This window comes from Cryobacterium adonitolivorans, from assembly GCF_004402695.1.
GTDB classification, from domain to species: domain Bacteria; phylum Actinomycetota; class Actinomycetes; order Actinomycetales; family Microbacteriaceae; genus Cryobacterium; species Cryobacterium adonitolivorans.
Window position 1 is genome coordinate 1 of the sequence record NZ_SOFL01000016.1, and the last position, 13,316, is coordinate 13,316.

General features: G+C 69.5%; 12 protein-coding genes. 5 read left to right on the forward strand and 7 right to left on the reverse strand.

The features are described from left to right. The coding region (locus E3O42_RS05495) for a DUF222 domain-containing protein (RefSeq protein ID WP_134452977.1) at positions 1-939 on the reverse strand (939 nt) is incomplete at its 3' end. Positions 940-1,064: 125 nt separating this feature from the next. Next, a complete protein-coding gene (locus tag E3O42_RS05500; RefSeq protein WP_134452978.1) occupies positions 1,065-2,606 on the reverse strand; it encodes a carboxylesterase/lipase family protein in 1,542 nt (513 codons plus the stop codon). A gap of 189 nt (positions 2,607-2,795) precedes the next feature. On the opposite strand from E3O42_RS05500, the gene E3O42_RS05505 reads away from it, so the two are divergent. The 5 genes from E3O42_RS05505 to E3O42_RS05525 all read left to right on the forward strand — a co-directional run bounded on the left by E3O42_RS05505 (position 2,796) and on the right by E3O42_RS05525 (position 8,186). After that, positions 2,796-4,160 (forward strand): PfkB family carbohydrate kinase, encoded by a 1,365-nt coding sequence (locus tag E3O42_RS05505; RefSeq protein WP_134452979.1) that lies wholly within the window; start codon positions 2,796-2,798, stop codon positions 4,158-4,160. A 127-nt stretch (positions 4,161-4,287) separates the two neighbouring features. Further along, complete coding sequence (locus E3O42_RS05510; RefSeq protein ID WP_134452980.1) at positions 4,288-5,247, forward strand: hypothetical protein; 960 nt, start codon at positions 4,288-4,290, stop codon at positions 5,245-5,247. A gap of 71 nt (positions 5,248-5,318) precedes the next feature. Continuing rightward, positions 5,319-6,290, forward strand: a complete 972-nt coding sequence (locus E3O42_RS05515) for an aldo/keto reductase (protein WP_134452981.1) — start codon at positions 5,319-5,321, stop codon at positions 6,288-6,290. Continuing rightward, positions 6,287-7,285 (forward strand): NAD-dependent epimerase/dehydratase family protein, encoded by a 999-nt coding sequence (locus E3O42_RS05520; RefSeq protein ID WP_241984655.1) that lies wholly within the window; start codon positions 6,287-6,289, stop codon positions 7,283-7,285. Before E3O42_RS05515 ends, E3O42_RS05520 begins: the two co-directional genes overlap by 4 nt. A 31-nt stretch (positions 7,286-7,316) precedes the next feature. Beyond that, the gene (locus E3O42_RS05525) at positions 7,317-8,186 is read left to right on the forward strand and encodes an aldo/keto reductase (RefSeq protein WP_134452983.1); all 870 of its coding nucleotides are present in this window, start codon (positions 7,317-7,319) and stop codon (positions 8,184-8,186) included. Between the two features lie 4 nt (positions 8,187-8,190). On the opposite strand, the gene E3O42_RS05530 is transcribed toward E3O42_RS05525, so the two are convergent. The 5 genes from E3O42_RS05530 to dnaK all read right to left on the reverse strand — a co-directional run bounded on the left by E3O42_RS05530 (position 8,191) and on the right by dnaK (position 13,155). Continuing rightward, entirely contained in the window at positions 8,191-9,126 is a 936-nt protein-coding gene (locus E3O42_RS05530) for a LysR family transcriptional regulator (protein WP_134452984.1), read from the reverse strand. 102 nt (positions 9,127-9,228) lie between these two features. Beyond that, a complete protein-coding gene (locus tag E3O42_RS05535; protein WP_134452985.1) occupies positions 9,229-9,642 on the reverse strand; it encodes a heat shock protein transcriptional repressor HspR in 414 nt (137 codons plus the stop codon). 6 nt (positions 9,643-9,648) lie between these two features. After that, complete coding sequence (locus tag E3O42_RS05540; protein WP_134452986.1) at positions 9,649-10,656, reverse strand: DnaJ C-terminal domain-containing protein; 1,008 nt, start codon at positions 10,654-10,656, stop codon at positions 9,649-9,651. After that, complete coding sequence (locus E3O42_RS05545) at positions 10,649-11,287, reverse strand: nucleotide exchange factor GrpE (RefSeq protein ID WP_134452987.1); 639 nt, start codon at positions 11,285-11,287, stop codon at positions 10,649-10,651. Before E3O42_RS05545 ends, E3O42_RS05540 begins: the two co-directional genes overlap by 8 nt. Next, positions 11,287-13,155: a molecular chaperone DnaK gene (gene dnaK / locus E3O42_RS05550; protein ID WP_134452988.1), complete on the reverse strand. Its 1,869-nt coding sequence runs from the start codon at positions 13,153-13,155 to the stop codon at positions 11,287-11,289. Before dnaK ends, E3O42_RS05545 begins: the two co-directional genes overlap by 1 nt. Positions 13,156-13,316 lie beyond the last annotated feature (161 nt).

The window sequence follows — 13,316 nt, forward strand, 5'->3', positions numbered from 1 at the left end:
GCCGCCACCGGTGCCGGCGGGGGTGACGCCGTCCAGGACCAGGTCGGCCATCGCGTCGGCGCAGATCTGGCCGATCGTGCGCCGCTGCTCGACGGGAATCGAGTCGTCCCGCCGCTCCTGGGTTGAGGCGGCCTCGGCGATGCTGGTGAGCCTGTCGTGCGCGGCCTGGGTTTGCTGCGCGGTGCCGTACCAGGTCAGGGTGCCCATGCCATCGGGCCGGCCCTCCCACCACACCCCGCGCTCGGCGATCGCCGCCGTGGAGCGCTTCGTGATGGTCTCCGGGTGCGCTCGTTCCCGCAACCGCCTGGCCTTGCCGGCGAGCTTGCCCACCGTGAGTTCTTTCGCGGCGGGCAACAGCTGCGCTTCACACGCGTGCAGGTCCTCGAGGGGGATGAAGCTGAGCTGCTCCATGAGCACCTGCCCGTGCCGGTAACTGATGTCACCGGCACTCATCGCCGTGAGGGTGGCGTTCATCGGGCCGGCGAACATCGACGATTCACCGATCAGGTCCTCCGCCGTGCGATCGGCCAGATGCAACGAGCAGGCGACCTCGCTGGTGACGGTGCGGCGGGCGATCTCCTGGTCCTGCCACGCCGCGACCTTCCGCGGGCTCGCATCCGCATCGGTGAGCACCGGCCCCCGCGCCAACTCCAGGGCGTAGTCGGGGTTGAGCAGTTTCGCGTTGGCCGGGTCGCTGCTCCACCGCTGCAGATCGGCCAGCGCGACAGCGCGTTCGGCGTTGGCCTTCGCGATCCTGCGGTGGGCTCTCCGCGCCGTCGCGACCTTCCCCGCGAGCGTGGCCTGGACCTGTTCCTGCAGGGTGCGACGACGCCGGTGCGCCTGCCCGCGGGCGCCCGCATCAGCACCGGTGTCCGGGTTGCGGGCGTCGTGACCCGGGTCATCCGGGTCGGCCGGGAACTGCTCTGCTGGGCTGCTCATACCTTGATAATCGCACCGACCACCGACACTCCAGCCCCAGCAAAAGCGGGTGTGGAAAGGTCTCTGACCAGCCCCTTGTGGAGGAGCGGCGGGCACCAGGCTCGCCGCCCCCACCAGCGAAACGGCTAGCTGCCGAAGGCCAGGCTCGCGCCGGAGTAGGTGGTGCCCACCGCAACAATTTCGGTTCCGCCGTCGGGTGCGGTGTAACGGATGACCGGCTGGGTGCGGACGTCGCCGGTCGCGGGGTTCCACGCCGGCCAGCCGGGGTCGCCGTCGCTGATGAAGGCCACCGCGGCACCGTGCACCTCGTCGGCCAGCTGTTGGGACGGCGCGGGGCCGGCCAGCGCCGACACCCGCGGGGCATCGAGCGCGTCGAAGAAGAACGGCAGGTCGAGGCAATGCAGCGCCCCGCCGAAGGTCGGCGAGCGCCACGCGAACGCCCAGAGCCAGGTGGGAGCCACATCCGTTGCGACGCTGGCGGCGGATGCGTCGATCCTCGCCTCGGCGACCCGCAGCATCACGCCGCGGATGGCGCGGTCGGAGGCGAACTGGCCAAGCAGTTCGGCGGTACCGAGCTGGTCGTGGGCCGCGGCGTACGCCCGCGCCGTGGGCGCGGCGACGCCGAGTCGGCCGAGCATCTCCGCGGCGTCTTCGCCGGCCAGCTCGTCGGTCAGGTCGATCATGCCGAAGTTGAATTCGTGGTCGGTGCTGCCCAGCATGAGCGGCTTGTCGGCGCCGAGGCCCGCGCGCACGGCGTCGACCGTGGCCAGCGGAATCAGGTCTTCGTCGATGACAGGCCCGAACGGGAGACCGGCGACGAGGGCGTTCGCGATCTCGCCCAGCGGCCCGGCGGGCGTGCCTGCGGCGAAGGCCGTTGCCCGCGGCTGCTCGGTGAGGATCTGATATTCGGTGAGCACCCCGAGTCCTGCGCGGGTGGGCGCAACACCGGCCAGGGCGGCCAGGCGCCGTCCGGTCTGCTCCGCCTGTGCGGGCATGAGATAGGTGGGCACCCCGGAACTCACGATGGCCCGCGCGAACAGCGATTGCGCCCGCGGCATCGTGAGAAGGGTGAGCACGGCGCCGCCTCCCGCGGATTGCCCGGCGAGTGTGACCCGGGCCGGGTCGCCACCGAAGAAGCGGATGTTGTCTCGCACCCATTCGAGCGCCAGCAGCCAGTCGAGCACGCCGCGGTTCAGCGGCGCATCCTCGATCCAGCCGAAGCCGTCGAAGCCGAGCCGGTAGGACACGTTCACGGTGACCACACCGTGCCGGTTGAAGCTCGCGCCGTCGTACCAGGGGCTCGCCGCCGAGCCGGAGGTGTAGCCGCCGCCGTGGATGTAGACCAGCACGGGCAGGCCGCCGCCGGCCGGGTCCGGGTTGGGAGCCGGGTTGGGGTTGGGGGTGAACACGCTCACGTTCAGCGTCGACTCGCCGGGAAAGCTGGGCTCGGGCACCAGAGTCGTGTCGCCGCCGTCGACGCGTTGCGGGGTGGCGCCGGGGCTGCCGGCATCCCGCACGCCGGCCCAGGCCGGGTGCGGCACCGGGGCCGCAAAACGCAGCTCCCCCACCGGCGGGGCGGCGTAGGGAATGCCCAGGAACGCGGCCGAACCCGGCCGCTGGACGCCACGGACGACCCCCGCCGTTGTCGTGATCTCGACGGGATTCATGGGGGTCGCCCTTTCACTGAGACGGCGTTGGTGCAAGGCGAACAGGTTATCGCGGAAGCGCCGGGCTGCCGGGTCTGGCCCCGGCGGCGGCAAGGCGAGCAGAATGGAGGCGCCACACTGCGGTGAGCATCTCGCCGTGGACCGCTCACCGCGCGAGGAGCACACTATGGCCAACCTGAGCCCGCCGTGATGCGCGACGACACCGCGATCTGGCAGGCGGCGGAGAAGATCGTCTACTCCAGCACCCTGGCCGAACCGTCCAGCCGGCGCACTCGCATCGAGCGCAGCTTCGATCCGGAGGCGGTGCGGGCGCTGGAGGTTTCGGCCTCCGCCAACCTGCCGATCGGCGGTCCGCATCTCTGCAAGCAGGCCTTCGCTGCGGGGCTGGTCGACAAGGTGCAGCTGTTCGTCTCGCCCGTTGTGGTGGGCGGCGGCACGAAGGTCCTGCCCGACGACCTGCATCTCGTTCTCGAGTTGGAGGACGAGTATGCGTTCCGGAACGGCGTGGTGATCCTGAGCTACCGCGTGCGCCACTGGCGGCACACGATAATCTGGGGCTGCGCGGGTTCGCCCGGCACCACCAGATTGGACCAGACGATGACGCCTGACCGTGCTCCTGACCGTGCTCCCGACCGCTCGATCGCCCCGACCACCCGGGCCCTCGTGATCGGGGAGGCCCTCATCGACATCGTGCGGCGCCCCGGCGCCGAGCCGGTGAGCCACGCGGGCGGCAGCCCGATGAACGTGGCGTACGGACTCGGCCGGCTCGGCGTGCCGACCACCCTGGTCACCCAGATCGGGGCAGACCCGTTCGGGGAGATCATCGCGGAGCACCTGCGCTCGGCCGGCGTCGACCTGCTGCCGGGCTCGGTCACGACCAGCGCCACCTCGAGCGCCACCGCCATCCTGGATGCGACCGGCGCCGCAACGTACGACTTCGACCTGCGCTGGGAGCTGCCGCCGGTGGCAGTGCCCGCCCCGTGCACCCTGATCCACACGGGCTCGATCGCCGCAATCCTGCAGCCGGGCGGCCAGGCCGTGCTGAGCGCGTTCACCAGCGCCCCGGCCGGCACCCTGCTCAGTTACGACCCCAATGTGCGGCCCGGTATCATGGGCAATCGCGACGACGTCGTGCTCGCCGTCGAAGAGCTCTCGCGGGCCGCGCACGTGGTGAAGATGAGCGACGAGGATGCCGCGTGGCTCTACCCGGGGCGCAGCATGGACCAGATCGCCCGGGACTACGTGGCGGCCGGGGTTGCCCTGTTCGCTATCACCAGGGGCGGCGACGGCGCCCTGCTGCGGGCCGGCGGGGCCACGGCCGAGCTGGCCGCGCATCCGGTGACCGTGGTCGACACCATCGGCGCCGGTGACTCCTTCATGTCGGGGCTGCTCTACGCGATCCTCGGGAGCAATGGCACCGAGGCCATTCTGCAGAACGCCCTCGGCGCCGCCGACCTGGGCCGCCTCGGCCAGATCTCCCTGGCGAGCGCGGCGATCACGGTGTCGCGCGCGGGCGCCAACCCGCCCACTGTGGCGGAGCTGTTCCCGCACTGACCGGCGCTACAGACTGCATGGGGCAAGTCAATCCCCTTGAACACGGCACCCACCCGGGCTTTACTGTGCGTACGTTGTCCCCATTGAGCGGGTCTCAGGCAACGGGTAACAGGAAGTCTGGTGCGACATGGCGGTCACAACAACCGATACGGCTGTGCAAGTCTCGGTAGAGCTCACTCCCACGGATGGAGTCGTGATCGAGGGCAATTCGCTGGGGGTCACCATCCGGATTACGGCGCTCCGACCGGCGTTGATCGAGCACGCCGAGCTCACGCTGATCCGCAAGGTCAACTACACCTACGGCCGCGGCAACATCTATGGCGGGGTGTTCCCCGCCCGCGAACGCACCACCGAGCTGGTCAGCACGGTAACGGTGCCGGCGCCGGGTGCGATCCCTGCCGGCCAGACCCGGGTGTTGTCCGACAGCCTGAGCATTCCCACCGACGGCCCGGCCTCGGTGCGCGGAGACCTGATCGATGTGGGCTGGTCGGTGCGCTGCGTCCTGAAGGCGGCCGGCGGCCAGGTCATCAAGCGCGAACGACTGATCGACGTGCAGTCCTGGGGCCAGACCAGCGCCGCCGACACCGATCATCCTTCGGTCGGAGAACACCTCGGACAGGTCGCGCTGGAGTTCATTGCACTGTCCTCCCGCGTACTCGAACCCGGCACCCCGCTCACGGGCATCCTGCGCGTGCGTCCCCGCGACGAGATCGCGACCAGGGGCGTGAGAGTGCAGCTGGTGCGCTGCGAGGAAGTCTGGGGAGGTCCCGGCCAGGTCGCCGACCCTGACGCGAGCGAATCCGAGGGCTACCGGCACGCGGAGGCCGTCACGGCCGCCGTCATGGTGGGACCCGCCGGAATGCTCACCCCCGGCACCGTGGTCGACCTGCCCTTCACGGTTGAAACGCCCCCGGGCCTGCCCGCGCCGTCACTGTCCATCGGCAATCTGCACGTGCGCTGGGAACTTCGGGCCGTCGTCGACCTGCATCTGCGCCTTGACCCGCGGCTCTCGCTCGACCTGCTCGCCGTCACGGCCAGCCGGCAGCCCAGTGATTCCAGCCAACCTGGGGCCCTCGACACCGATTGAGAAGCCGGAGTGCTGGATCACATCCGGTTCTCCTGTTGGACAGTGGGCTCCCGGCGGAGCAGCCTGAGGTTATGGAATACACACACCTCGGCCGTTCCGGCCTGTCAGTTTCGAGCCTGTGCCTCGGCACCATGAACTTCGGGCCCGAGACCGACGAGCCCACCTCGTTCGACATCATGGACGCTGCCAGGGCGGCGGGCATCAACTTTTTCGACACTGCCAACGTCTACGGGTCCAAGCTGGGCCGCGGCGCCACGGAGAGCATCCTGGGCCGCTGGTTCGCGCAGGGCGGCGAGCGCCGCGAGGACACCGTGCTGGCCACCAAGGTCTACGGCACGATGTCCGACCGGCCTAACGACGGCAAGCTGTCGGCGCTGAACATCCGCCGCTCGCTCGACGAGAGCCTGAAGCGCCTGCAGACCGACTACATCGACCTGTTCCAGTTTCACCACGTCGACCGCGACACCCCGTGGGACGAGATCTGGCAGGCGATGGAGACCGCCGTTGCGCAGGGCAAGATCCTCTACGCCGGCAGCAGCAACTTCGCCGGTTGGCACATCGCCACCGGACAGGCCGAGGCCCGCCGCCGCAACTTCACCGGGCTGGTGAGCGAGCAGTCGCTGTACAACCTGCTCAAGCGCGACATCGAGCGCGAGGTCATCCCCGCCGCACAGGCCAACGGTATGGGCATCCTGCCCTGGTCGCCGCTGGACGGCGGCCTGCTCGGCGGTGTGCTGCGCAAGGAGCGCGACGGCAGCCGCCGGGTCTCCGGCGCCAACGCCGAGAAGCTCGAGAAGAACCGGGCGGCCATCGGCGCCTACGAGGACTTCGCCGCTGAACTCGGCCACGAGCCCGGCGACCTGGGCCTGGCCTGGCTGATGCACCAGAGCGCGGTGACCGCGCCGATCATCGGCCCACGCACCATGGAGCAGCTCGAAGCGTCCTTGCGCGCCGTGGACGTGAAGCTCGACCAGGCGGCGCTGAGGCGGCTGGATGAGATCTTCCCCGGTTACAGGACCGCGCCGGAAGACTACGCCTGGTGAGCGCCGGGCTGAGTGTTCTGTTCATCGGCGGCACCGGTGTGATCAGCGCGGCCGCGGCCGAGCTGGCCGTGGCCCGCGGCCACCGGCTCACCGTGCTCAACCGCGGCCAGTCGGACCAGCGCGCGGTGCCCGCCGCGGTTGAAGTGCTCACCGTGGACGTGCGCGACGCGGACGCGGTGCGTGCGGCGCTCGGCGAACGCCGTTTCGACGTTGTGGTGGACTTCGTGGCGTTCACCCCGGATCACGTGCGGGCCGACATCGCTCAGTTCGCGGGGCGCACTGGGCAGTACGTGTTCATCAGTTCGGCCTCGGCGTACCAGAAGCCGCCGGCCGCCCTGCCGGTGCGCGAGTCCACTCCCTTGCACAACCCGTTCTGGGAGTACTCCCGCGACAAGGCCGCCTGCGAAGACGTGCTCATGGCGGCCCACCGGGACCGGGGCTTCCCGGTCACCATTATCCGCCCGTCGCACACCTACGACCGCACCCAGATCGCCCTGCTGGGCGGCTGGACCGACATCCACCGGATGCGCACCGGGCAACCGGTGGTGGTGCACGGCGACGGCACGTCCCTGTGGACCCTCACCCACGCCACCGACTTCGCCAAGGCGCTGGTGGGCCTGTTCGGCCGGTCGCAGGCCGTGGGCGACAGCTTTACGATCACCTCGAACGAGTACCTGCCCTGGGACGCCATCTACGCCGAATATGCCCGCGCCGCCGGCGCCCCCGCACCCCGGATCGTGCACGTGGCCAGCGACACCATGGCGGCCGAGAACCCCGAGTGGAGCGGCCCGTTGCTGGGCGACCGGTCACACTCGGTGATCTTCGACAACACCAAGGTCACCGCTCTCGTGCCCGACTTCGTCTGCACCACCCCGGTCGCCCTCGGCTTCCGCGAGGCGATCGCCTGGTTCGACGCGCATCCAGAGCAGCAGGTGGTGGATGCGGCGTTGAACGCCACCCTCGACCGGCTCGCAAGCGCGCACTCCACCCTGTAGAAGACATCCGCAGCACTCGATTGGACACCCTATGAAGACCCGACAGATCGGCGACGGCACCGTCAGCTCCATCGGCCTGGGCGGCATGCCCATGTCGATTGAAGGCCGGCCAGACGAGGCCCGCTCCATCGCCACTATCCACGCGGCCCTCGAGGTGGGCGTGACCCTGTTCGACACCGCGGATGCGTACCACCTGCATGCCGACGAGGTGGGCCACAACGAGTCGCTGATCGCCCGGGCCCTCGCCTCCTGGGGCGGCGACACCTCGCAGGTGATTGTGGCCACCAAGGGCGGGCACCTGCGGCCCGGCGACGGAACCTGGTACGTCGACGGCCGACCCGAGTACCTCAAGCAGGCTGCCGAAGCCTCGCTCAAGCGCCTCGGCGGCGACGCGATCGACCTCTACCACCACCACCGGCCCGACCCTGCCGTGCCGTACGCCGACTCGATCGGCGCCATCCGCGACCTGCTCGACGCCGGCACCATCCGCCTGGCCGGCATCTCCAACGCCAACCCGACCCAGATCCGCGAGGCCTACGAGATCCTCGGCGGCCGGCTCGCCAGCGTGCAGAACCAGTACTCGCCCGCGTTCCGCAGCAGCCAGCCCGAGCTCGACCTCTGCACCGAGCTCGGCATCGCATTCCTGTCCTGGAGCCCGCTCGGCGGCATCAAGTCGGCCGCCGACCTGGGCGCCCGGTTTGCGCCGTTCCAGCAGGTGGCGGATGCCCACGGCGTGAGTCCGCAGGTCGTCACGCTGGCCTGGCATCTGGCCGCGTCGCCGCAGGTGATCCCCATCCCGGGGGCGAGCCGGCCCGAGAGCATCCGTGATTCGGCCCGGGCGGCGGAGCTGACGCTGTCGGCGGAGGACCTGTCCGCGCTCTCTGACGTGCTGGCCTACTAGCCGGTCAGGCCGCAGAGCCGACCGCGTCGACCGGCATGCCGGTCTCGAGCGCGGCGGCCTGGGCGGCCGCGACGTCTTCGAGCAGCTGCGCGAGGAACGCCGACGCGGCCGGGCTCGGCTCGTCGGCGACCGCCACGGCCACCGCCCACTCGGGCACGGTCGCCGGAAGCGGCACCGCGACGAGGTCGTCGGGCCGCTTCAGTGCGAAGCTGGTGGGCACGATCGCCACACCCAGGTTGTAGCCCACCAGCTCGAGCAGCGGATGCACATCGTTGACCTCCATGGCTGCCCGGTACTCGAAACCCGCCGCGGCGAATGCCCGCCGGGCGAGCATGTGGGCGCCCCAGCCGGCCTGGAAACCGATCAGCGGTGCGGTGCGCAGGGTCTCCAGGTCGGCCTCGGCCAGGGCCGCGACCGGGTGGTCCGGGTGGCAGAGCACCACCATCTTCTGGCTGCTCAGCCGGTGCAGCCGAACCCCGGGCGGGGTGTCCCCCGTCACCACCACGAGCGCCACATCGGTGGTGCCGCTGGCGACACCCTCGATCAGCTCCACGGAGCCCAGCTGACGCAGCCGCACCTCCACCCCCTGGTTGGCGGTGCGGAAGCGGGCGAGCTCGGCGGGCAGGTCCACGGAGCCCAGGCACGGCTCCGCGCCCACGGTCAGGCGTCCGCGCATGAGGCCGCGCACCGCGGCGACGGCGTTCTGGGCCGCGGCGGCGCTGGCCAGCGTGCGGAGCGCATCCGTGAGCAGGGCCTGGCCGGCGGCCGTGAGCTCGACCCGGCGGGTGCTGCGAATGAACAGGGAGGTGCCCAGCTCGATCTCGAGGGCCCGGATCGACGCGGACAGGCCCGACTGGGAGATGTGCAGCAGCTCGGCCGCTCGGGTGAAGTGACGTTCGTCGGCGACCGTCACGAAGTGTTCTAGCTGGCGCAGTTCCATTGTGCAATTCTACAACTCAATGCCGCGTGGACCAGAAGGCCAACTACTGGTTGGACGAAGCGGCCGGCCGTAGGCGGGAAACGACCGCTCGCGAGGGTGCGTCTACTTATCGAGGGGGCGCCAGATCACGATTTGGTTGGAGCGGCGGGCGCGGGTGCCGGCGCGCATCGAGATGACGTCACCGGCCGAGCCGGCCGCGAAGACGCGGCGGCCCGGGCGGTTGAGCAACTCAAGGGCGAGGGCCACTTCGAGATCGGCCACCCGGCTCTGCAGCGACCGCACGGTGTCTTCCAGCGCGAGAATGCGCCGGATGCCCTCCAGGCTCACGCCCTCGGCACCCAGGTCCGCGATCTCCCGCAGCCGGGCCACGTCACGCATGGAGTAGCGGCGCGAACGGCCCGGCGTGCGGCCGGGGCTGACGAGGCCCATCCGGTCGTACTGCCGCAGAGTCTGCGGGTGCATACCCGCCAACTCTGCGGCCGTACTGATCACGAAGACCCGGGTGTTCTCGTCCATGGCTGATTAGCCCTTGGCCCTGGCGAGCAGTTCGTCGCGCGGGTTCTCCTTGGGCAGCGCCTCGTTGAACGCAAGCAGCTTCTCCTCGGCGTCCTTCGACAGGTGCGACGGCACGGCCACCTGAACCTCGGCGAGCAGGTCGCCGGTGCCCTTCGGGGTGACCACGCCGCGACCCTTGACCCGCAGCACCCGCCCGCTGGGGGTACCGGGGGCCACGCGCAGCTTCACCGGGGGCCCACCCAGGGTGGGCACCTCGATGGTGGCGCCGAGGGCGGCCTCGGCGAAGGTCACCGGCACGTTCACGCGCAGGTTGAGGCCGTCGCGTTCGAATACCGGGTGCTTGCGCACGGTGACGGTCAGCACGATGTCACCGTGCTCGCCGCCGTCCGGGCTGGGTTGCCCCTGCCCGCGCAGCTTGATCTTCTGCCCGTCGGCGACGCCGGCGGGAATCTTGACCTTGATCGGCCGACCCTCCTGCGTCTGCAGGGTGATCTGGTCGCCGTGGGTGGCGGTGATGAAGTCGACCGTGGTGGACGCGATCACGTCGCGTCCCCTGGTCGGCCCGCCCGCGCCACGGAAGCCCCCGGTGGGGGTGCCGAACCGGCCACCACCGCCCTGGGCGCCGCGGCCGAACATGCCGCCCAGGATGTCGTCGAAGCCGGCCTGCTCGTAGGAGTAGCCCTGCTGCTGCCGGGCTCCTCCGCCGAACATGCCACCGAAGACGTCGTCGAAACCACCCTGCTGGCCGCCCTGCCCGGGGGCGGTGAAGCGAGCTCCACCGCCCATGGCGCGCACGGCGTCGTACTCCTTGCGCTGTTCGGGGTCACCGATGACCGAGTGGGCCTCGCTGATCTCCTTGAACTTCGCCTCCGCCGCGGGGTTACCCGGGTTGGAGTCGGGGTGGTACTTGCGGGCCAGCTTGCGATACGCCTTCTTCAGATCGGCCGCGGTGACGTCTTTCGAGACCCCGAGAACCTTGTAGAAGTCCTTGTCGAACCAGTCCTGGCTAGCCATCGCTCGGTACCTGCACGACGACCTTGGCTACCCGCAACAGCGAGGATCCGAGGTAGTAGCCGGTCTCGACGACGTCGCCGACGGTTTCCACGTCGATGTCAGGCGTGGGCATCTGGAAAATGGCCTCGTGCACGGTGGGGTCGAACACGTCGCCGACCGTGCCGTACGGCTTGAGGCCGATGCGCTCGGTGCTGGCGCGCAGCTTGGCGGCGATGGTCGCGAAGGCGGTGTCGCCCTCGAGGTCGCCGTGCTTCTCGGCCCGGTACAGGTCGTCGAGCACCGGCAACAGCACCTTGACGACCTCGCCGGTCACGCGCTCGCGCTCGATCTCCCGGTTGGCCTCGGTGCGCTTGCGGTAGTTGGCGTACTCCGCGGTGACCCGCTTGAGGTCGGCGAGGTGCTCGCTCGAGGGGTCGGATGCTTCGAGGTCGGCCGCGTCCAGGATGTCCTGAACGGTCAGCTCGTCTTCCTCGATGCCCTCGGCGTCAGCCGCGTCGACGAACTCGGCCGGGGCGGCCGGGTCGGAGTCCGGCCCGCCCGCCGCGGGGGCGCCCGATTCGGGCGCTCCCGCAGCGGCAGCAGCGGACTCGTCTTCGGGACGGGATTCGTCCGGACGGTTGGAGTCGCTCATTACTTCTTCGCTTCGTCCTCGTCGTCGACAACCTCGGCGTCGACAACGTCTTCGTCGGAGTTACCCGACTCGGCGGCGGGCTCGGCGGGCTCGGACTCGCCGGCCGCGGCATCCGCCTGGCTGGAGGCGTAGATGGCCTCGCCGAGCTTGCCCTGGCTTTCGGTGAGCTTGTCGAACGCGGTCTTCACCGCGTCATCGTCGTCGCCGGCGAGAGCGGACTTGAGAGCGTCGACGTCGGCCTGAACCTCGGACTTGACCTCTTCGGGCAGCTTCTCGTCGTTCTCCTTGATCAGCTTCTCGATCGAGTAGGCGAGCTGCTCTGCGCCGTTGCGGGTCTCGGCGGCTTCGCGGCGGCGCTTGTCCTCCGCGGCGTGCTCTTCGCCCTCGCGCACCATGCGCTCGATGTCTTCCTTGCCCAGCGCGGTGCCGCCGGTGATGGTCATCGACTGCTCCTTGCCGGTGCCCTTGTCCTTGGCGGACACGTGCACGATGCCGTTGGCGTCGAGGTCGAAGGTGACCTCCACCTGCGGGATGCCGCGCGGGGCCGGCGCGATGCCGGTGAGCTCGAAGGTGCCCAGGTTCTTGTTGTCGCGGGTGAACTCGCGCTCGCCCTGGAAGACCTGGATGGCCACGGACGGCTGGTTGTCGTCGGCCGTGGTGAAGGTCTCGCTGCGCTTGGTGGGGATGGCCGTGTTGCGCTCGATGAGGCGCGTCATGATGCCGCCCTTGGTCTCGATGCCGAGGCTGAGCGGGGTGACGTCGATGAGCAGAACATCCTTGCGCTCGCCCTTCAGCACGCCGGCCTGCAGTGCGGCGCCGACGGCGACGACCTCATCGGGGTTGACACCCTTGTTCGGGTCCTTGCCACCGGTCTCGGCCTTGACGAGCTCGTACACGGCGGGCATGCGGGTGGAGCCACCGACGAGGACGACGTGTGCGATGTCTTCGACCTTGACGCCGGCCTCACGGATGACGTCCTGGAAGGGCTTCTTGGTGCGGTCGAGCAGGTCTTCGGTCATCTTCTCGAACTGGGCGCGGGTGAGCGTCTCGTCGAGGTTCGCCGGGCCGTTCTCCGTCAGCGACAGGTACGGCAGCTGGATGCTGGTGGACATGCTCGAAGAGAGTTCCTTCTTGGCCTGCTCAGCGGCTTCCTTGAGGCGCTGCTTGGCGATCTTGTCCTTGGAGACGTCGACGCCGGTGGAGTCCTTGAAGCGCTTGATCAGGTGATCAACGATGCGCTGGTCCCAGTCGTCGCCACCGAGGCGGTTGTCGCCGGCGGTCGAACGCACCTGGATGGTGCTGAAGTCGTCGTCCTTGCCCACCTCGAGGAGGGAGACGTCGAAGGTTCCGCCACCGAGGTCGAAGACCAGGATGAGCTCGTCTTCCTTGCCGCGGTCCAGGCCGTAGGCCAGGGCGGCCGCGGTGGGCTCGTTGATGATGCGCAGCACGTTGAGGCCGGCGATCTCGCCGGCTTCCTTCGTAGCCTGGCGCTCGGCGTCGTTGAAGTAGGCGGGAACGGTGATGACGGCGTCCGTCACCTTGTCGCCCAGGTACTGCTCGGCGTCGCGCTTGAGCTTGGCGAGGATACGGGCGGAGATCTCCTGCGGGGTGTACTTCTTGTCGTCGATGCCGACGGACCAGCCGGTGCCGACGTGGCGCTTGACCGACGAGATGGTGCGGTCCACGTTGGTGACCGCCTGGCGCTTGGCGGTCTCGCCGACGAGAACCTCGCCGTCCTTGGTGAACGCAACCACGGAAGGCGTGGTGCGGAAGCCTTCAGCGTTTGCGATGACGGTGGGTTCTCCACCCTCGAGTACGGCCACCACCGAGTTGGTGGTTCCGAGGTCAATGCCGACTGCACGAGCCATGTGAGAGTATCTCCTTCAAAAGTTTGGGTTCAAGGCCTATTTCAACAGACTTGAGTGTTGCTGGCTCAAGTGTGCCACCGCCCGAAAACCTAAGTCAAGCTGGGGTTCCCAAAGTTGAGTCGGAGAGGCTCAACTCTCAGCGTTCTCACAAGCTCGGCTCA

Bases quoted from the DNA above. Each gene is read 5' to 3' on its own strand.
- E3O42_RS05525 (WP_134452983.1), top strand. From the start codon at position 7,317: ATGAAGACCCGACAGATCGGCGACGGCACCGTCAGCTCCATCGGCCTG.
- E3O42_RS05535 (WP_134452985.1), bottom strand. From the start codon at position 9,642: ATGGACGAGAACACCCGGGTCTTCGTGATCAGTACGGCCGCAGAGTTG.
- E3O42_RS05545 (WP_134452987.1), bottom strand. From the start codon at position 11,287: ATGAGCGACTCCAACCGTCCGGACGAATCCCGTCCCGAAGACGAGTCC.
- E3O42_RS05505 (WP_134452979.1), top strand. From the start codon at position 2,796: ATGCGCGACGACACCGCGATCTGGCAGGCGGCGGAGAAGATCGTCTAC.
- E3O42_RS05515 (WP_134452981.1), top strand. From the start codon at position 5,319: ATGGAATACACACACCTCGGCCGTTCCGGCCTGTCAGTTTCGAGCCTG.
- E3O42_RS05540 (WP_134452986.1), bottom strand. From the start codon at position 10,656: ATGGCTAGCCAGGACTGGTTCGACAAGGACTTCTACAAGGTTCTCGGG.
- E3O42_RS05530 (WP_134452984.1), bottom strand. From the start codon at position 9,126: ATGGAACTGCGCCAGCTAGAACACTTCGTGACGGTCGCCGACGAACGT.
- dnaK (WP_134452988.1), bottom strand. From the start codon at position 13,155: ATGGCTCGTGCAGTCGGCATTGACCTCGGAACCACCAACTCGGTGGTG.
- E3O42_RS05500 (WP_134452978.1), bottom strand. From the start codon at position 2,606: ATGAATCCCGTCGAGATCACGACAACGGCGGGGGTCGTCCGTGGCGTC.
- E3O42_RS05510 (WP_134452980.1), top strand. From the start codon at position 4,288: ATGGCGGTCACAACAACCGATACGGCTGTGCAAGTCTCGGTAGAGCTC.